The organism is Novosphingobium sp. BL-S-24, assembly GCF_055521575.1.
In genome coordinates this window covers 1,732,348-1,750,740 of the sequence record NZ_CM145488.1, presented here as the reverse complement: position 1 = coordinate 1,750,740, position 18,393 = coordinate 1,732,348, and the positions used below count along the sequence as shown (strand labels likewise).

Genomic DNA, 18,393 nt, shown 5'->3' with positions numbered 1-18,393 from the left:
GCTGCCTACGGTTCCCGGTAGCGCATACCCGGGTTGATGTCCTGCATCTGGTTGTAGACGTCGCGCGCCTGATCGCAGGCGCGCTCATCGCCGCCACGGCAGTTGCGAAGATGCTTTTGGTATTGGCGGTCCAGCTTGCCGAGTTGCTCTTCCTGCTTGCGGACTCGCCGCCCGCGCTTTTCGTCGGCTTCGGACTGGCTGGTCGTTGTCCAGTCGACGGCCTTGCCCGCGACCCGAACCGGAGCGGTGATCACACTTGCGGCAGTGCTAAGGCAGCCGGATAACAGCGGCATCGCCGCTAGTGCCAGCGTCAGGGAAAGGCGTTTGTTCATGATGGCGATCTCACATGATCGGAATGACGATGGCGTGAACGGCCTTGGTCAAACCCTTCGCACCCAGTTGTGAAAAAGGCCGCTCCCCCGGGAGGAAGCGGCCTTTCAAACCAAGCTGACGCCCGGCACTGTTTCACGTGGAACAGGTCAGGCTGCCGTTTCCGGCGCGTCGTAATACTTGGGCGCATGCTCGTTGAGGATCGCAAGGATCTTCTTCAATGCGCCAGGCTCGTCAGTCTTTTCCATCGCGGCCAATTCGCGCGCAAGACGCGAGGAAGCAGCCTCAAAAATCTGGCGCTCGGAATAGCTCTGCTCGGGCTGGTCATCAGCGCGGAACAGGTCGCGCGTCACTTCGGCGATCGAGACAAGATCGCCGGAATTGATCTTCGCTTCGTATTCCTGCGCACGGCGCGACCACATGGTGCGCTTCACCTTGGGCTTGCCCTTAAGCGTATCGAGAGCTTCGCGCAGGGTCTTGTCCGACGACAGCTTACGCATGCCGATCGATTCGACCTTGTTGACGGGAACGCGCAGAGTCATGCGCTCTTTTTCGAAGCGCAGAACATAAAGCTCGAGTTGCATCCCGGCAATTTCCTGCTTCTGCAGCTCGATGACACGGCCTACACCGTGCTTGGGATAAACAACGTAATCACCCACATCGAAGGCATCGGCCCTGGTTGCCATGTATAATCCTTTCACCTGCAAGGGTTCGGAGCGACGGTGTGCGAGAGAACGCGGGATGCGACTGAGGAGTGCGTGAAAGCAACCACCGCCCGGTTAGATTTCTCTCCCAGCCGTCTGTTTCGAACCCTGCCTCGCAATGAAAATGCCTGCCGAACGGGCAGAAGACCCGGGCAGTTATCCGATTATATAGCACCTAAACGCAAAAAACGCCAGAGGCACTGAAACCTTTTCGTTTCGTGCCCTTGGCGCTTGTTTTGCGATCATTCGGGAAGGGGCTCGATCACGGCTGGCGTGATCAATGGATCAGTCTCCTTCGCCGGGCTCCGGCGAGAAGTACTTGTCGAACTTACCCTCAACACCCTTCATGTCGTCCGCGTCATCGGGCGCGTCCTTCTTGGAGGTGATGTTCGGCCATTCGGCAGAGAACTTCGTGTTCAGTTCCAGCCACTGCTCCAGTCCGCTGTCCGTATCGGGCAGGATCGCTTCGGCCGGGCATTCCGGTTCGCACACGCCGCAGTCGATGCATTCGCTGGGATTGATGACGAGCATGTTCTCGCCCTCGTAGAAGCAGTCCACTGGGCAGACTTCCACGCAATCCATATACTTGCACCTGATGCAGGCGTCGGTAACGACGTACGTCATGAGTGTGCAATCCTTCCTTCAGGCACCGTTGGCATGGTTCGCTGCTATGGGATCGACTGGCCTGCCGTCAAGCACTCTGTAACAGCCTTGCGCTTCGCTGGCCGGACCGCGGCGCACCGGAAGCGCCAGAACCTCGATCACTTTGACGCCCGCCGCGATCGGAACGGTGAGGATATCGCCGGGACTGATCTTTTGATGCGCGCGGTCGATGCGTCTGCCGTTAAGCCGGATATGGCCCTCTTCCGCCATCGCCTGCGCCACGCGGCGCGTCTTGGCGAGGCGCAGGAACCACAGGAGCTTGTCCACTCTCACGGCCAAGATTCCACCCGCATCACCGCACCATGTCTGCAAGCACGGCGAAGGCGCCATCGCGGCGTACCGGTGCGGCAACTTCCGCTTCGGCCATGCGCCGGGGTGGACGCCAGCGCCAGCGCACCGGGGCGGGGGGGCCATGCGCTTCCTCGGAAAGGGCGCGGGGCAGGATCGGCTGGAATCCGCCCAACCGCAGCAGCCGGGCGTAGCTGGATGTCGTCAGTCCCATCGACACAGCGCGAGCCGGGCTGAGCGCAAAGCCGGCGCGCGCGGCGGCCCGCTGCCGGCCGCGTTCGTCATGCGCCTCACGCAGCAGCTTTTCCGCCATGTCGACACGGAGCAGTTGCTTGCCAAGGTGGCGATACCCCGGCGGCGATCGGCGGTTTCCGGCGGGAAGGGCGGGGGCCATTTTGGGATCGGCGGGTTCGGCGGCAGGTTTTCCGGCGATGGCCGCCAGCTGGCGCCATAGATCGATGGCCTGGGGCCGCAACATCGCCGGGACGAACAGGTCCAGCGCGCCGACGCGGACCCCGAGACGCGCCAGCATCGTGCGCCGCCCTTTGTCCAGCCTGTCAACTGCCGTCCCATCCCGCGCGACCATTCCGCCGCGATCAACCAGATGGATCAGTAGGGCACGAAGGTCCGGCCCGGCATCGGGCGCGCGGCTCGCCTCGTCCAGCTTGAGCAGCGGTGCGAGCGGGGCGAGAGCGGTTTCCAACCACGCCTCCAAAGCGGCGACCAGCACTTTGCGGGACGCGGCCGGAACACCGTCCAGCGTGCGATCGGGAATCAGCAGCGGCGTGAGGAGCGAACGCCCGGGCGCGAGGGTCGCCAGGCGATGCCCGTCCCACACCAGCGCACCGTCCTCCAGCGCGATTTCCGCCGCGCCGGTGTGAATGTCCTCCACCAGACCGTCGGCGCGCCGTTGCAGCAGCGCGGACAAGTGGCGCTCGGCTGCGGCCAGCAGCAGCTTGCGGTCCGACAATCTAGCGCCGGGATCGACCTGGAAGGCAAAGCCGCGCAGCGAGCCGATATGCTCGCCCTCGACCAGCACTTCCTCGTCTTCGAGGCGGACCGAAAGAAGCGCAGCGTCCGGCCCCAGTTTCTTCATCAGCACGGCGGTGCGGCGATTGATGAAGCGTTCGGTCAGTTTGCCGTGCAGCGCGTCCGACAGGCGGGCTTCGACGGCGCGGGCGCGGGCGGCCATCTCGTCCCGCGCCAGCACCCAGTCGGGCCGCTGGGCGATGTAGGCCCACGACCGGATCGCCGCGATGCGACCCTGCAGCGTGTCGATATCGCCGCCGGTCCGGTCGAGCTGGGCGATCTGCGCAGCGACGAAATCGGCGCCGAGTTCACCCTGCTTGAGATCCTGCCACAGCCGCGCGATGAAGCGGGAATGCGTTTCCACGCCCTGCTGGCGGAAGTCGGGCAGGCGGCACACTTCCCAGAAACGGCGGACCTGGCCCATGCCGCGCACGGTATCGGCGATTGCGGCATCGTCGGTCAGCCGTTTCAGCACGGCAAGGTCGATCGCTTCGGGGGCGGGCGCGAGTTCCGGGCGATCGGGCCGCGTTTCCAGATCGGCGATCAGGGTGCCGAGATTGTCGAAGCGGGGTTCCGGTTCGCGCCAGAACAGCTTGGTCAGCGGAGCGAAGCGATGCTCCTCGATCGCGTAAACTTCCTCGTCGTCGAATTCGGAATCGTGGCCGCCGGAGCCGGTCAGCGTGCCGAAAGTGCCGTCCTTCTGGTGGCGACCGGCGCGACCGGCGATCTGGGCCATTTCGGCTGTCGTCAGGCGGCGATGGCGCTGGCCGTCGTACTTGGAGAGGCCGGCAAAGGCGACATGCTCGACATCGAGGTTCAGGCCCATGCCGATCGCGTCGGTGGCGACGAGATAGTCCACCTCGCCGGACTGGTACAGCGCCACCTGCGCGTTGCGCGTCTGTGGGGAAAGCGCGCCCATCACCACCGCCGCGCCGCCCCGGAAACGGCGCAGCATTTCGGCAATGGCGTAGACCTGCTCGGCCGAAAACGCGACGATCGCGCTGCGCGGGGGGATGCGGCTGAGTTTCTTGGCGCCAGCGTGGGTCAGCGTCGAAAAGCGCGGGCGGGTGACGATCTCCGCCTTGGGCACCAGCGCGCGCACAAGCGGTTCGATGGTGGAGGAACCGAGGATCATCGTCTCCTCCCGGCCGCGTGCGTGCAGCAAACGGTCGGTAAAGACGTGCCCGCGTTCACGGTCCGCGGCCAGTTGCGCTTCGTCGATGGCGACGAAGGCCATTGATCGCTCGGTCACCGGCATCGCTTCGGCGGTGCACAGCAGGTAGCGCGCGTCCTTTGGTTCGATCCGCTCCTCGCCGGTGATGAGGGCGACGCTCTTCTCACCCTTGATCTTGACGACGCGATCATAAACCTCCCGCGCCAGCAGCCGCAGCGGGAAGCCGATCATGCCGCTGGAGTGCGCGCAAAGCCGTTCGATGGCGAGGTGGGTCTTGCCGGTGTTCGTCGGCCCCAGAACGGCCTTCACCCCGTCGTGGGCGTCGTTGCGGGCCGGGTCGTGACGATGGTGGACCATTACATTGATGAATGTGGCACCGCATCCCGCCGCTCGCAAGAGACGGGGAGGCGAAACTACGGGCTCTAATCCACAATCTTAGGCTGGCTTTAACCTTGAGATGGCAAGGAAATGTCCAGCGCCCCGACCTCCGGGGCAAATCGAAGGTGTGGACAGGGTTGCCAAAGGAACGGGCCGCTTGATCAGGACGCTGAAGCGCGATCTCCACGATCGTGCCGACAATTTCGACCATGTGCCGGCAAAGGTGCCAGCGTCGTTCGGCCGCGCAAGGCCGGATGGCGAGCGGCGCGAATCGTCAGTGGTCGTCGCGTTTCCGGCCCCGTTCAGAGCACCGCTCGAACTTTCCCCGCAGCCCGAGGGGCGCTGGCAGCAGATTCGCGGGGTCATCGAGACCTGGTGCGCGCGGGTCGATCTCGAGCCCGATCTGGCCACCGACATCGGCAGTGGCAAATGGCTGCGCGGGCTGGCGACGATGCTGGGCCTTGGCGTTGCTGCGCTGGCGCTGTGCCCCGATTTCGCCGCGCTGGAGGCTGCCACCGGAATGCCGCTGGACGCACAGGCGCGCGACGAATTCCGCAGCCAGCAGATCGCCCCGCTGACCATGGGCGCGCATAGCGGCAGGCAGATGGGCGCAACGCCGCTTGTCCGCCGCCTGACCGGCGTGCCGGAACGCCCTTCGATCCAGCTCGTCTCTACGTTGGGGGAAGGTGATACGCTGGCGCATATGCTCGAACGGGCAGGTCTGGGCACGGGCGACGTCGCCCGCGTGGCGCAGCTGATCAGCCAGGCGGTGCCGGTCAGCGCGATCCGTCCGGGCACCGAATTTGACATCACGCTGGGCAAGCGGGCCGCCGCTGGCGAATCCCGCACCCTCGAATCGCTCGATTTCCGCGCCCGGTTCGACCTGGACCTGTCGATCGCGCGCAGCGGTGGCGGGCTGGGGCTGGTGCGCCGCCCGATCCGGGTGGACGATACCCCCTTGCGCATTCGCGGCACAGTGGGGTCCAGCCTCTACCGCTCGGCCCGCAACGCCGGTGCGCCGATCGCGGCGATCCAGTCCTATCTTCGCGCGCTGGATAAATACGTCAGCCTGGAAAGCGATCTTGGCGCGAACGACCGGTTCGACATGATCGTATCCTACAAACGCTCCGCCAAGGGGGAGCGTCAGGTGGGCGACCTGCTTTACGCGGGGGTCGAACGCGGCGGCAAGCCCGCCCTGCAACTGGTGCGCTGGGGCAGTGACGGCCAGATGTTCGCCGCCGGGGCGATCGGTCAGGCGCGCAGCGTGCCGATCGGGCAGCCGGTGGCCGGACACATCACGTCGGGCTACGGCGCGCGGAGGCATCCCATCCTGGGCTATGTGCGGATGCACGCAGGCATCGATTTCGGCGCGCCTTATGGCTCCCCCATCTATGCGGTGGCGGACGGCACGGTAGCGTTCGCCGGGCGACACGGGGGTCACGGCAATTATGTACGGCTGCAGCACGGTGGCGGGCTTGATACCGGCTATGGCCACATGAGCCGCATCGCCGTCAGCAACGGCACGCGCGTCCGCGCGGGGCAGGTGATCGGCTATGTCGGGTCCACTGGTCTGTCGACCGGGCCGCACCTGCATTTCGAGGCCTACCGCGGCGGACGCACAGTCAATCCCGCCGGGATCGCCATCGTCTCCCGACCGCAGATCGACGGGCAGGAGCGCGACGCGTTTCAGGCGCGCTTGCGGTCGCTCATGGGGATCACTCCGGGTGCAGCGCTGGGCGCCATCGCGCCCGACACTGCAGAGACGGCGGCGGTGATCCATGAGATCGACAAACTGGCTCCCGCCCCCTCCTGATCGTCTGACCGGTCGGTGTCGGACGCGGGCCGTCATTGAACAGGCGCCCTTTTTCCGGCAAGCAGCCGGGCATGACCGGCACTTACCCCCATACCCGCCTGCGCCGCGTGCGCGCCACTGCCTGGAGCCGGGCGCTCCACCGCGAAACCGTGCTGACGCCTGCCGACCTGATCTGGCCGCTGTTCGTGACCGACGGTGACGGGGTGGAGCAGCCTATCGCCGCGCTGCCGGGGGTATCACGCTGGTCGGTGGACGGCATCGTCGCCCGTGCGCGCGAGGCGGTGGACCTTGGCATCCCCTGCCTCGCGCTTTTTCCGCATACCCAGGCCGATCGCCGTAGCGAGGATGGGGCAGAAGCTGTTAACCCCGACAACCTGATGTGCCGAGCCATCCGCGCCGTACGCGATGCGTTGGGCGATCGGATCGGCTTGCTGACGGACGTGGCGCTCGATCCTTACACCAGCCACGGGCAGGACGGTCTGATCGACGAGGGGGGCTATGTCCTCAACGACCAGACCGTGGAGGCATTGGTCGGTCAGTCGCTCAACCAGGCAGCGGCGGGGGCCGACATCATCGCCCCGTCCGACATGATGGACGGCCGGATCGGCGCGATCCGCGATGCGCTGGAGGATGCCGGGCACGTCAATGTCCAGATCATGAGCTACGCCGCCAAGTATGCCTCTGCCTTCTACGGCCCGTTCCGCGATGCGGTAGGTTCGCGCGGGCTGCTGAAGGGGGACAAGAAGTCCTATCAGATGGACCCCGGCAATAGTGAAGAAGCCCTGCGCGAAGTGGCGATGGATCTGGCCGAGGGTGCGGACACCGTGATGGTGAAGCCGGGCCTGCCGTACCTCGACATCGTGCGCCGGGTGAAGGAACGCTTCGAAGTGCCGGTATTCGCCTATCAGGTGTCGGGCGAGTACGCGATGATCGAACATGCGGTCGCGGCTGGGGCTGCCGATCGCGATACGATGGTCCTGGAAACGCTGATGGCGTTCAAGCGGGCGGGCTGTTCCGGCGTGCTGACCTATCACGCCGCGCACGCCGCGCGCCTTCTCAATGGCTGACACCGCCGCAGGGCATGTCGCCGGGGCCATGCCCGTCCGTCGCGGCCTGTTCGTGGCGACGATCCTGGTCGGCAGTTTCCTGCTGTTCATGGTCCAGCCCATGGTGGCGCGCATGGCGCTGCCGCAGCTTGGCGGTGCGCCCAACGTCTGGAACAGCGCGATGCTGGTCTATCAGGCGCTGCTACTGGCCGGATATGCCTACGCGCACGCGCTCGGGCGGTTCACCTTGCGGCGGCAGGCGGCGGTGCATCTGGGCCTGCTGGTGCTGGCCGGGCTGACGCTGCCAGTTGGCCTGGTTTCGCTGCACGCGATGCCCGGAGTGTCCGAAGCACTATGGGTGCCGCTGTTCCTGGGCCTGAGCATTGGCCCGATCTTCTTCGTAGTATCGGCGCAGGCGCCGCTGATGCAGCGCTGGTTCGCCGCCGATCCGCAGGCGGGGGCACCGTGGGCGCTCTACGCCGCATCGAACCTCGGCAGTTTTGCCGGATTGCTGGCTTATCCGCTGCTGGTGGAACCGTGGCTTAGCCTGCGACAGCAAAGCTGGCTGTGGAGTGGCGGCTTTGTCCTGCTCGTCGTGCTGGTGGCGCTCGCGGGGCTAAGCCGCCGCGCTGCGCCCGATCGCGTGGCCATCGCGGACCCGGCGGAGGCGGAGCCGATCGGCTGGCGGACTATCGTGCTGTGGCTGCTGTTATCGGCGGTGCCGTCCGGCCTCATGCTGTCCACCACGACGCATCTGACCACTGATATCTTCGCGATGCCGCTGCTCTGGGTGATCCCGCTGGGGCTGTATCTGCTGAGCTTCGTGGTTGCCTTCGCCAATCGGCGGGGGGCGGTCGGGGCGGTCACGCGGGTCACGCCCGTGGTCCTGCTTTTTGCCGGCAGCTACGCGATGCTGTCAAACGGGTCAGCCACCGCGTGGCTTGGCGGCGGCACGTGCCTGATGCTGTTCTGCGTGGCGACGGCGCTGCATGGGCGGCTGTACGATCTGCGCCCCGGAGCATCGCAGCTGACGCGGTTCTACCTAGTCATGTCGGCGGGCGGGGCGCTGGGCGGCCTGTTCACTGCGCTAGTCGCGCCGATTGTGTTCGATTGGGCGTGGGAGCATCCGCTGCTGGTTCTCGCCGCTGCGATGCTGATCCCGCTGCGACCGCTGCTGAACTGGAGCAGTTCGGATGGCGTGGAGCCGGGCATGGCGCGCCTCGCGCTGATCCTGCTGGTGCTGTTTGCCCTGCTGCTCGGCTGGAAATTGACCGAGGTGTCATTGGGATACGGCTCGGACCTGGCCGGGGTGATGCTGACGGTGTTCCTCGTCGGCGTGGGCATCGTCGTCATGGCGTGGCGCTGGGCGTTCGTCGCGGTTCTGGTCATCGGCATGATCGGGCAGGGGGGCTATGGCACGATCAGGGTCAGCCTGGCGGGCGAGCGGACCCGCAGCTATTTCGGCGTGTACACCCTGCGCGACCGACCGGATGAGAAGCTGCGCACGCTGGCACATGGCACGACGTTGCACGGCCAGCAGTCGCTCGACCCCGCGCACGCCCACGATGCGCTGACGTATTACGGCCCGACGTCTGGTGTGGGCCTTGCCCTGGCCGCTACGCCCGCACTTCTGGGGCCAAAGGCGCGAATCGGCGTAGTAGGGCTGGGCACCGGCTCGCTCGCCTGCCGCGCGCAGCCCGGGCAGCGGTGGACTTTCTTCGAGATCGACCCGCTGGTCCTGCAATTTTCGACCAGCGGAAAGTTCACGTTCCTGCGCGACTGCACGCCGGGCGCTCCCGTCATCATCGGCGACGCGCGCATCAAGCTGGCGGAACTGCCCGCGCAGTCGTTCGACGTGCTGGTGATTGACGCTTTCACCTCCGACGCGATCCCGATGCACCTGCTGACAACCGAGGCGATGGCGGTGTACAAGCGGGCGTTGACGCCGCGCGGGATCATGCTGCTGCATATCTCAAACCGCTACATCGACCTCGGCCCGGTGATCGGCTCCAACGCGCAGGCTGGCGGCTTGGCGGCGGTATCGCGGCTGGACGTGCCGGACGATGAAACCCGGTACACACCGTCCCGTTGGATTGCGCTTTCGCGTGACCGCACGATGCTCGACGCTCTTGCGCGCCGCACGCCGGATACGCCATGGGAGGTGCTGCAGGAACGCGCGGCGGCGCCTTGGACGGACGATCACTCGTCCATTCTCCCTTACGTGCGCTGGAGCAAGCTGACGGGAAACCCATGATCGACCAACGCACCGACATCACCATCGCCGCCATCAACGGCAAGGCCCCCCGCATCCATTCCAGCGCCTTCATCGCGCCGGGGTGCCGAATCATCGGCGACGTGGAGATCGGTCCAGACGTCAGCATCTGGTATAACTGCGTGATCCGGGCCGACGTGAACCGCATCGTCATCGGCGCGCGCAGCAACATCCAAGACGGCAGTATCGTCCATTGTGACAGCCCCAAACCGTCGCGACCGGAAGGATACCCGACGATCATCGGAGAAGACGTTCTGATCGGGCATATAGCCATGGTGCACGGCTGCATTTTGGAAGACCGCGCCTTCGTCGGCTTGGGGGCCATCGTGATGGATGGCAGCTATATCGAATCTGATGGAATGCTGGCGGCTGGCGCTCAACTGACCGGCAAACGCATCGGCGCGCGCCAGCTATGGATCGGTCGGCCCGCGAAATATATGCGCGATCTCGACGACGCGGCGGTGGCGGCCAATCAGGCTGGCGTACGCAGTTACGTCGAGAACGGTCGCAGGCATGCGCAAGTGCTCGCGCAGAACACGTAGGATCGCAAAAGTTCCACGTGGAACCTTTGCAATCAATCCCTGATCAGCGCGCGCAGGGCATCGATGCGATCTGCCTCATGCGCAGGCTTGTCGGCACGGATGCGGCTGATGCGGGGGAAGCGCATTGCGACCCCGGACTTGTGGCGCTTGCTGGAATGCACGGAATCGAACGCCACCTCGAAAACCAGCGTCCGGTCCGTCTCCCGCACCGGGCCGAAACGGTTGGTGGTATGGTTACGCACGTAACGATCCAGCCACTTCAGCTCTTCATCCGTGAAGCCGAAGTACGCTTTCCCCACTGGTAGCAACTCCGCCCCGGCATCGGGATCGCCGTCCCAACAGCCGAAGGTGTAATCCGAGTAGAACGAACTGCGCTTTCCAGACCCGCGCTGGGCGTACATCAACACGCAATCGATCACGAGTGGATCGCGTTTCCACTTGTACCACAGCCCCGTCTTGCGCCCGGCGACATAAGGGCTGTCGCGACGCTTGAGCATCACGCCCTCGATCGCATCATCGCGCGCCCGGCCGCGTATCTCGGACAACTCGGCAAAGTCGGCGGCGGGAATGACGGCGCTGATGTCGAACCGCACGGGGTCGAGGCGGGCCATCAGCGCCTCCAACCGCTCGCGTCGATCCGTCCATGGTAAAGCCCGCAGATCGGCACTCTCTATGATCAACGCGTCGTACAGTCGCACGAATGCCGGGTATTCCTCCCGCATCTTCTTGCTGACGGTCTTGCGGCCCAGCCTCTGTTGCAGGGCATTGAAGCTGGCTGCGCCGCCCGTCTCACCACCTTGATGGACGCCACGCACCAGCAATTCCCCATCCAGCACGGCATCGATCGTCAGGGCTTCGGCGATTTCGGGGAAGGTCGCCGATATGTCGTCCCCCGATCGCGAATAGACCCGCGTCTCGCCGCCTGCGCGGACGACTTGCACGCGGATACCGTCCCATTTCCACTCGGCCGCGTAGTCGGCAAGATCGACGACTGTCTCCTCCAGTCCGTGCGCCAGCATGAAGGGACGGAAGAGCGGCAGATTCTCCGAACTCGGGGCCTCCGCGCCATTCGCTGCCCAGTCGAACAGGGCGGCATACGGAGGCGTCTGGCCGTGCCAGTGTTCCTCCACGTCTTCCACCGCGACGTCGAAGGCTTGTGCAAACGCCGTCTTCGCCAGCCGGGCGGAAATGCCGATCCGCATCGCCCCGGTCGCCAGCTTGAGCAGGGCATAGCGCCCTTCGGCATCGAGCCGGTCGAGCATCCGGGGAAGGTCCGTCATCACGTTGGCGCGGGTCATGCGAGACAGGGCATCGACCGCTTCGGAAACCGTCCGCGGAGAAGGGGGATGGGGCGGCTCGGGCCACAGCAGACTGGCCGTTTCCGCCGAATCGCCGACGTAATCCCGGCTTAGCGTCCAAAGCACAGGATCGACCCGTTCGATTAGCAGATTGCGGATCGTGGAGCTTTTGACCGCCGGAAAATCCAGCCCATCGGTAAGCGCCGCCAATGCCCAGCCGCGATCGGGGTCGGGCGTATCGCGCAAATAGTCGGCCAGCAGTTTCAGCTTGGCATTGCGGCTGCGGGTATAGACAAGCGCGTCGATGAGGGCGGCGAATTCTTCCATTCAGGGGGTCACGCGAAGGCGCGGGGATGCGGAGAAGGGCAGGAGACAGGCAGGAGATTCGCGCAAAGGCGCAAAGGCGCGAAGGGGTCGTGCCTGCGTCGAAGCCGCTTTGTCCATCAAGAGCCGCGACGAAGCGGATGGCTTGAATAAAGGATGTGCCTGCGGCGCAAAGCGATCCCTTTGCGCCTCCGCGTGATTCCGCTTAGTCATCCTCGTCCTCATACCCAACCAGCGCCAACGCCCGCGCCTTGCGCTGGTTCAGTTCGCACCAGCGCAGCATCGCCTCTTCCCGACCGTGCGTGATCCACGTTTCCGCCGGGTTCACGTCCTGCACCGTTTGGGTCAGTTCATCCCAGTCCGCGTGGTCGGAGATGATCAGCGGCAGTTCCACCATCCGCTGGCGCGCCCGCTGGCGAACGCGCATCCATCCCGACGCCATCGCCGTGATCGGTTCAGGCAATCGGCGGCTCCAGCGATCGTTGAGGGCGGACGGCGGCGCCACCACGATGCTGCCGGCGATCTCGCCCTTGGCCGCTTCGGAAACCAGGCGAAGGTCGCCCAGATCGATGCCCCAATCTTCGTAGAGGCGGCACATGCGCTCCATCGCGCCATGCAGCCAGATAGTGTCGGTGTGTCCGGCGCGTCGCAGTTCCGCGATCAGCCGCTGCGCTTTGCCTAGGGCGTAGGCGCCGACGAGCACGCTGCGCTCGGGATTGGCAGCCAGCGCGGTAAGAAGCTTGCCGATTTCCTGCTCGACCGGTGGATGCCGAAATACGGGAAGCCCGAACGTGGCTTCAGTGATCAGCACGTCGCAAGGCGTCACTTCGAACGGCGGGCAGGTGGGATCAGCGCGGCGCTTGAAATCCCCCGTGACGATAATCCGCTCGCCCGCGTGTTCCAGCAGGATCTGCGCGGAGCCGAGTACATGGCCCGCCGGGATCCACGTTGCGTAAACGTCACCGGGCAGGGCGACCCGATCGCCATAAGGAACCGGCGTCGCGCCTTCCTCCGTGGAATAGCGCAGTTTCATGATCGCCAGCGTTTCAGGGGTAGCGAACGTTTCCCCATGGCCGCCGCGAGCATGGTCGGCATGGCCGTGGGTCACAAGCGCACGATCGACCGGTCGGGAGGGATCTATCCAGCAGTCTGCCGGAACGACGTGAATCCCCCATGGTTCGGGTCGTATCCAGGAGAAATCACGGGCCATCACAACACAATGGGGCGGAAACCCTGCGGTTCCCGCCCCACTGCGCCCATTAGTTCAAGGCGTCAGTCGTCCGAGCTGGTTTCCGGCTGGGTACCGGGCTTCCTTGCCCGCTTGGCCGGTTCCTTTTTCTTCGACTTGGGCATCTTGGGGGCAGACGGCGTCAATTCGAAATTGAGCGCGTCTTCCTTGACCGAGACATGGACCTCGCCGCCATGAGCCAGCTTGCCGAACAGCAGTTCTTCGGCGAGCGGCTGCTTGACCTTCTCCTGAATGACGCGGCCCATCGGACGGGCGCCATAGAGCTTGTCGTAGCCGCGATCGCCCAGCCAGGTGCGGGCATCCGAATCGAACTGGATGTGGACGTTCTGGTCGGCCAGCTGCAGTTCCAGCTGGAGGATGAACTTGTCGACCACGCGGCTGATGGTGTCCTTGGCGAGATAGGCGAAGGGCACGATCGCATCCAGACGGTTGCGGAATTCCGGCGTGAACATCTGCTTCACGGCTTCCTCGCCAGCGTCGGCCTTTGAGGTGTCGCCAAAGCCGATGCCCTGCTTGGCCATGTCCGACGCGCCCGCGTTAGTGGTCATGATCAGGACCACGTTGCGGAAGTCCACCGTCTTGCCGTGGTGATCGGTCAGGCGGCCGTTGTCCATCACCTGCAGCAGGATGTTGAACAGATCGGGATGCGCCTTTTCGATCTCGTCGAGAAGGAGGACGCAGTGCGGGTTCTGGTCGATCGCGTCGGTCAGCAGGCCGCCCTGGTCGAACCCGACATAGCCCGGAGGGGCACCGATCAGACGGCTGATCGAGTGACGCTCCATATACTCGGACATGTCGAAGCGCTTCAGCTCGATGCCCATGATGGTGGCGAGCTGGCGGGCGACTTCGGTCTTGCCAACGCCGGTGGGGCCGCTGAACAGGAACGAGCCGATCGGCTTGTCCGGATCGCGCAGGCCCGCGCGGCTGAGCTTCATCGCGGTGGACAGCAGCTCGATCGCCTTGTCCTGACCGAAGACCACCCGCTTGAGATCACGCTCAAGATTGCCGAGCGCCTTCTTGTCGTCGGAGCTGACGGACTTGGGCGGGATGCGCGCCATCGTCGCGATGACCTGCTCGATCTCGCGCGCGGTGATCGTCTTCTTGCGGCGGCTGGGCGGCACCAGCATCTGCATTGCGCCCACTTCGTCGATCACGTCGATCGCCTTGTCGGGCAGCTTGCGGTCGTTGATGTACCGGGCCGAGAGTTCGACCGCGGTCTTGATCGCGTCGGGCGTGTACTTGACCTTGTGGTGTTCCTCGAACGCGGTGCGCAGGCCACGCAGGATCTTGATCGTATCCTCGATGGTCGGCTCGTTCACGTCGATCTTCTGGAACCGGCGCAGCAGGGCGCGGTCCTTTTCGAAGTGGTTGCGGAACTCCTTGTAAGTGGTCGACCCGATGCAGCGGATGGTGCCGCCAGACAGCGCAGGCTTGAGCAGGTTGGACGCGTCCATCGCCCCGCCGCTGGTCGCGCCGGCACCGATCACGGTGTGGATCTCGTCGATGAACAGGACCGCGTGCGGCATCTTTTCGAGTTCGGAGACAACCTGCTTCAGGCGTTCCTCGAAATCGCCGCGATAGCGAGTGCCCGCCAGCAGACTGCCCATGTCGAGCGAATAGATCACCGCTTCGGCCAGCACTTCGGGGACTTCGCCCTCGACGATCTTGCGGGCCAGACCTTCGGCGATCGCGGTCTTTCCGACGCCGGGATCACCGACATAAAGCGGGTTGTTCTTGGACCGGCGGCACAGGATCTGGATCGTACGATCCACTTCCGGGCCGCGCCCAATCAGCGGATCGACTTTACCGCCCAGCGCCTTTTCGTTGAGGTTGACGGTGAACTGGTCAAGCGCCGAATCCTTCTTGTTGCCGGCGTTGGCTTTCGCGTCGTTCTTGTCCTCGGGCGTGGGCGCGCTGTCTTCGGACGAACCCTTCGGGCTGCGATCCTCGATCCGCTTGCCACCCTTGCCGATACCGTGGCTGATGAAGCTGACGGCATCGAGGCGGCTCATATCCTGCTGCTGCAGGAAGTAGACGGCGTAGCTGTCCCGCTCGGAGAACAGGGCGACAAGCACGTTCGCGCCGGTAACGGTGTCCTTGCCCGACGACTGGACGTGCAGAATGGCGCGCTGGATCACCCGCTGGAACCCGGCGGTGGGGGCGGGATCGCCTTTTTCCTCGGTCTTGAGCGACTGGTATTCCTGGTCGAGGTACTGGCGCACCACGTCGCCAAGGTCTCCCAGATCGACGCCGCAAGCCTGCATGACCTGGGCCGCGTCGGTATCATCGATCAGCGCGAGCAGGAGATGCTCGAGCGTCGCATACTCGTGGCTCCGCTCAGACGCGTGAGAGAGAGCCGAGTGCAAGGTCTTTTCAAGGCTTTGGGCGAAACTGGGCATTTATGCGACCTTCATTGTGAGGGACGACTCTCCTGTGGGGAGCTTGGCCTGTGAGGAGCTTGGCATCGATTGGTTTAGCTTTGATATAGGAACGATCAGGAGCCTTGCGAGGTTGCTTGGATTCGGTTGCCGCCATCGGGGCCGGATCGAAGCTGCGCGGCTCAAGATGATCGCGGCCTGAACGATGCGTCGGCCGCCAATCGGTGGGCCGAGGACTTGTCGCGATGGTCGCGCACCCTGATGATCTCGGCCTCCAGCAGACTTACCCGTGCATCGAGTTCGTCCAGCGAATAGCGTTCCAGGCTTTCGCTGGCGAGAAGGCTGGCGGCGCCGAAGTTTCCTTCGGACGGACGCAGCGAAGGTCGATCATCATCGTCCATTGCGGTGCAGCATCGGACTCGAAACCGTTGCTGTCAATGGGCCGTGCGCGGGGCAAGAAAGTGTGTTCCTTAACCTCCGGCGGTGTGGCAACACTGCAGCCATGTTAGCTGACGGTATTCACGCCACATTGCCCGCCACCATGACGGCCGTCGGCTTCGACGAACCCGGCGGGCCAGAAGTTCTCCGCCCGGAAACGGTCGACGTGCCCAGTCCCGGTCCGGGGCAGGTGCTGGTGAAAGTGGCGTTCGCGGGAGTCAACCGTCCCGACGTGGTGCAGCGCAAGGGCAATTATCCGCCGCCGCCGGGTGCCTCGCCCATTCCGGGGCTGGAGATTTCCGGCACGATCGTGGCGTTGGGGGAGGGCGTCAGCGAGCTGGTTGTGGGCCAGCAGGTCTGCGCGCTGGTTTCGGGTGGCGGCTATGCGCAGTATTGCTTGGCGATGGCCGGGCACTGCCTGCCGGTGCCGGAGGGGCTGCCGCTGGATCAGGCGGCTGCCTTGCCGGAGACGCTGTTCACCGTATGGCACAACGTCTTCGAACGCGGCCATGCGCGAGAGGGGGAGACGATCCTTGTCCATGGCGGCACCAGCGGCATCGGCACGATGGCGACGATGCTGGGCCGACATTTCGGGCTGACGGTGATCGTCACGTGCGGGTCGCCCGACAAATGCGAGGCGGCGCTACGGATCGGCGCCCACCACGCCATCGACTATCGTGCTACCGATTTCGTCGAAGAAATCGCCCGGATCACCGATGGCAAGGGTGTCGATGTCCTGCTCGACATGGTCGCGGGGGATTATGTCGCCCGCAACATGAAGTGCCTCGCGCTCAACGGGCGGCACGTGACCATTGCCGTGCAGGGCGGAACCAAAGCAGAGATCAACATGGCCGTGATCATGACTCGCCGCCTTACGCTGACCGGATCGACGCTGCGCCCACGCTCGAACGAGTTCAAGACGCTGCTCGCGCAGGAAATCCTCGATTGCGCATGGCCCTTGGTGGAGCACGGGCAATTGCGTCCGATAATGGACGCGCGGTTTCCGCTGGCTCAGGCATCGGCTGCGCATGAGCGCATGGAAGCGGGCGATCATATCGGCAAGATCGTCCTTGAGGTCTGACCCGCAAAACGCTGTAAGGTTCCACGTGAAACGTCTGAACATAGGGTGGACGCTTTTACTTGCCGAACCCGTCAAGATCGCCTAAATCCGAACGGTACGGCCGTCCCGCAGGGGCGGCCCTTATTGTTTGTGCCGGAGATAAGACATGAGTCAGCCCACTCCGCTGATGCCTCACGCTACCGCTTCCTGGTTGGTCGACACCACCGCCCTGACGTTTGAGCAGATCGCCGAGTTCTGCGGCCTGCACATGCTCGAAGTTCAGGCCATGGCCGACGATCTTGCGTCCAGCAAATACACGGGCCGCGATCCCGTCCGCTCGGGCGAGCTGACCATGGAAGAGATCGAGAAGGGTCAGGCCAACCCCGAATACAAGCTGCGGATGCACAAGGTGCCGGTTACCACCAATCGCACCAAAGGCCCGCGCTATACCCCGGTGTCCAAGCGTCAGGACAAGCCGGACGGCATCGCCTGGATCCTGCGCAACCACCCGGAAGTGTCGGACGCGCAGATCGGTAAGCTGATCGGCACCACGCGCAACACGATCGCGGCGATTCGTGATCGCTCGCATTGGAACATCAACAGCATCACGCCGAAGGACCCGGTCACACTTGGCCTATGTTCGCAGCGCGAGCTGGACGCCCTCGTCGCCAAGGCGGCCAAGAAGGCCGGCATCGAAGACGATGGCCGTCAGGATGAGCGCCTGACCGACGATCGTGACGCGCTGATCGAGGAACTGCGTGCCGAGCGCCAGGCTGCCGTGCAGGCTGCCAGCGAAGCGGCGCAGGAGGCTGAAGTGGCAGCCTGGCTCGAAGCCAAGCGCGCTGCTGAAGCGCAAGAGCGCGGCCAGTAAGCGCGAGATACCGGACGCTCGCCAGCTGAGCGTCCGGTCGGCTTCGGTCAAACAGACAAAGAAAAAGGCGCTTCGGCTCGATGCCGCAGCGCCTTTTTCTTGCTTTTGGCCGCAGGTTATTCTGCGGCGGAAGCGATCAGCTCGGTCCCTGCCGAGGGGAGACGGGCGATGGAGGGGGCGGTGTGGCTGCCGCTTGGGCTGAGGCGTCCGTCAAGCCGCGCACCCTGTTCGATGGTCAGCGCGTCGTAGGACACGTCGCCTTCGATACGGGCGGTCTTGAGGATCACGACCTCGCGCGCCGTGACCGATCCGCGAACGAGGCCGGCAATCCGTACCGATTCGGCGCGAACCGCTCCGGCTATTTCGCTGCTTTCGCCCTGGACGAGCGACTTGCAGGTGATGTCTCCATCGACGCTGCCATCGACATGCAGGTCGGTGTTCGCCTGAATGTTGCCGGTGACCGACGTGTCGGCGCCGAGCATCGAAAAGCTGGAGCCGCTGTTTACAGCGCGGGAGCTAATGAAGGCCTTGGCCAT

The 18,393-nt window shown here is 64.6% G+C and carries 16 protein-coding genes; 6 read left to right on the top strand and 10 right to left on the bottom strand.

Annotation, left to right across the window (positions count from 1 at the left end):
* Nucleotides 1–5: 5 nt before the first annotated feature.
* The 5 genes from ACZ1JM_RS13680 to ACZ1JM_RS13660 all read right to left on the bottom strand — a co-directional run bounded on the left by ACZ1JM_RS13680 (nt 6) and on the right by ACZ1JM_RS13660 (nt 4,545).
* Complete coding sequence (locus tag ACZ1JM_RS13680; RefSeq protein ID WP_465132932.1) at nt 6–332, bottom strand: hypothetical protein; 327 nt, start codon at nt 330–332, stop codon at nt 6–8.
* A gap of 147 nt (nt 333–479) precedes the next feature.
* A complete protein-coding gene (locus tag ACZ1JM_RS13675) occupies nt 480–1,016 on the bottom strand; it encodes a CarD family transcriptional regulator (protein ID WP_465132931.1) in 537 nt (178 codons plus the stop codon).
* A gap of 303 nt (nt 1,017–1,319) precedes the next feature.
* Nucleotides 1,320–1,658 carry a ferredoxin FdxA gene (fdxA, locus tag ACZ1JM_RS13670; protein ID WP_465132930.1) on the bottom strand — a complete coding sequence of 113 codons (339 nt, stop codon included), beginning with the start codon at nt 1,656–1,658 and terminating at the stop codon, nt 1,320–1,322.
* A gap of 18 nt (nt 1,659–1,676) precedes the next feature.
* Nucleotides 1,677–1,970: an RNA-binding S4 domain-containing protein gene (locus ACZ1JM_RS13665; RefSeq protein WP_465132929.1), complete on the bottom strand. Its 294-nt coding sequence runs from the start codon at nt 1,968–1,970 to the stop codon at nt 1,677–1,679.
* Nucleotides 1,971–1,989: 19 nt separating this feature from the next.
* Nucleotides 1,990–4,545 (bottom strand): helicase-related protein, encoded by a 2,556-nt coding sequence (locus ACZ1JM_RS13660; RefSeq protein WP_465132928.1) that lies wholly within the window; start codon nt 4,543–4,545, stop codon nt 1,990–1,992.
* Between the two features lie 178 nt (nt 4,546–4,723).
* Here ACZ1JM_RS13660 and ACZ1JM_RS13655 point away from each other — a divergent pair, with 178 nt between their 5' ends.
* From ACZ1JM_RS13655 to ACZ1JM_RS13640, 4 genes are all read left to right on the top strand, one after another.
* The gene (locus ACZ1JM_RS13655) at nt 4,724–6,379 is read left to right on the top strand and encodes a M23 family metallopeptidase (protein ID WP_465132927.1); all 1,656 of its coding nucleotides are present in this window, start codon (nt 4,724–4,726) and stop codon (nt 6,377–6,379) included.
* Between the two features lie 71 nt (nt 6,380–6,450).
* A complete protein-coding gene (gene hemB / locus ACZ1JM_RS13650) occupies nt 6,451–7,446 on the top strand; it encodes a porphobilinogen synthase (RefSeq protein ID WP_465132926.1) in 996 nt (331 codons plus the stop codon).
* Nucleotides 7,439–9,679 (top strand): fused MFS/spermidine synthase, encoded by a 2,241-nt coding sequence (locus ACZ1JM_RS13645; protein WP_465132925.1) that lies wholly within the window; start codon nt 7,439–7,441, stop codon nt 9,677–9,679. Before hemB ends, ACZ1JM_RS13645 begins: the two co-directional genes overlap by 8 nt.
* The gene (locus ACZ1JM_RS13640; RefSeq protein ID WP_465132924.1) at nt 9,676–10,239 is read left to right on the top strand and encodes a gamma carbonic anhydrase family protein; all 564 of its coding nucleotides are present in this window, start codon (nt 9,676–9,678) and stop codon (nt 10,237–10,239) included. Before ACZ1JM_RS13645 ends, ACZ1JM_RS13640 begins: the two co-directional genes overlap by 4 nt.
* Nucleotides 10,240–10,271: 32 nt before the next feature.
* Here ACZ1JM_RS13640 and ACZ1JM_RS13635 read toward each other — a convergent pair whose 3' ends face one another.
* The 4 genes from ACZ1JM_RS13635 to ACZ1JM_RS13620 form a co-directional block, all read right to left on the bottom strand.
* Nucleotides 10,272–11,864 carry a cisplatin damage response ATP-dependent DNA ligase gene (locus ACZ1JM_RS13635; RefSeq protein WP_465132923.1) on the bottom strand — a complete coding sequence of 531 codons (1,593 nt, stop codon included), beginning with the start codon at nt 11,862–11,864 and terminating at the stop codon, nt 10,272–10,274.
* Nucleotides 11,865–12,066: 202 nt separating this feature from the next.
* On the bottom strand, nt 12,067–13,071 hold the full coding sequence (locus tag ACZ1JM_RS13630) for a ligase-associated DNA damage response exonuclease (protein ID WP_465132922.1): 1,005 nt from the start codon (nt 13,069–13,071) through the stop codon (nt 12,067–12,069).
* A 62-nt stretch (nt 13,072–13,133) separates the two neighbouring features.
* Nucleotides 13,134–15,509 carry an ATP-dependent Clp protease ATP-binding subunit ClpA gene (gene clpA, locus ACZ1JM_RS13625; protein ID WP_465132921.1) on the bottom strand — a complete coding sequence of 792 codons (2,376 nt, stop codon included), beginning with the start codon at nt 15,507–15,509 and terminating at the stop codon, nt 13,134–13,136.
* Nucleotides 15,510–15,670: 161 nt separating this feature from the next.
* Complete coding sequence (locus ACZ1JM_RS13620) at nt 15,671–15,889, bottom strand: DUF1192 domain-containing protein (RefSeq protein ID WP_465132920.1); 219 nt, start codon at nt 15,887–15,889, stop codon at nt 15,671–15,673.
* Between the two features lie 140 nt (nt 15,890–16,029).
* On the opposite strand from ACZ1JM_RS13620, the gene ACZ1JM_RS13615 reads away from it, so the two are divergent.
* Entirely contained in the window at nt 16,030–17,007 is a 978-nt protein-coding gene (locus tag ACZ1JM_RS13615) for an NAD(P)H-quinone oxidoreductase (RefSeq protein ID WP_465132919.1), read from the top strand.
* 145 nt (nt 17,008–17,152) lie between these two features.
* Nucleotides 17,153–17,857, top strand: a complete 705-nt coding sequence (locus tag ACZ1JM_RS13610; protein WP_465132918.1) for a DUF1013 domain-containing protein — start codon at nt 17,153–17,155, stop codon at nt 17,855–17,857.
* Between the two features lie 116 nt (nt 17,858–17,973).
* Here the strand turns inward: ACZ1JM_RS13610 and ACZ1JM_RS13605 are convergent, their stop codons facing one another.
* Complete coding sequence (locus tag ACZ1JM_RS13605) at nt 17,974–18,393, bottom strand: bactofilin family protein (RefSeq protein WP_465132917.1); 420 nt, start codon at nt 18,391–18,393, stop codon at nt 17,974–17,976.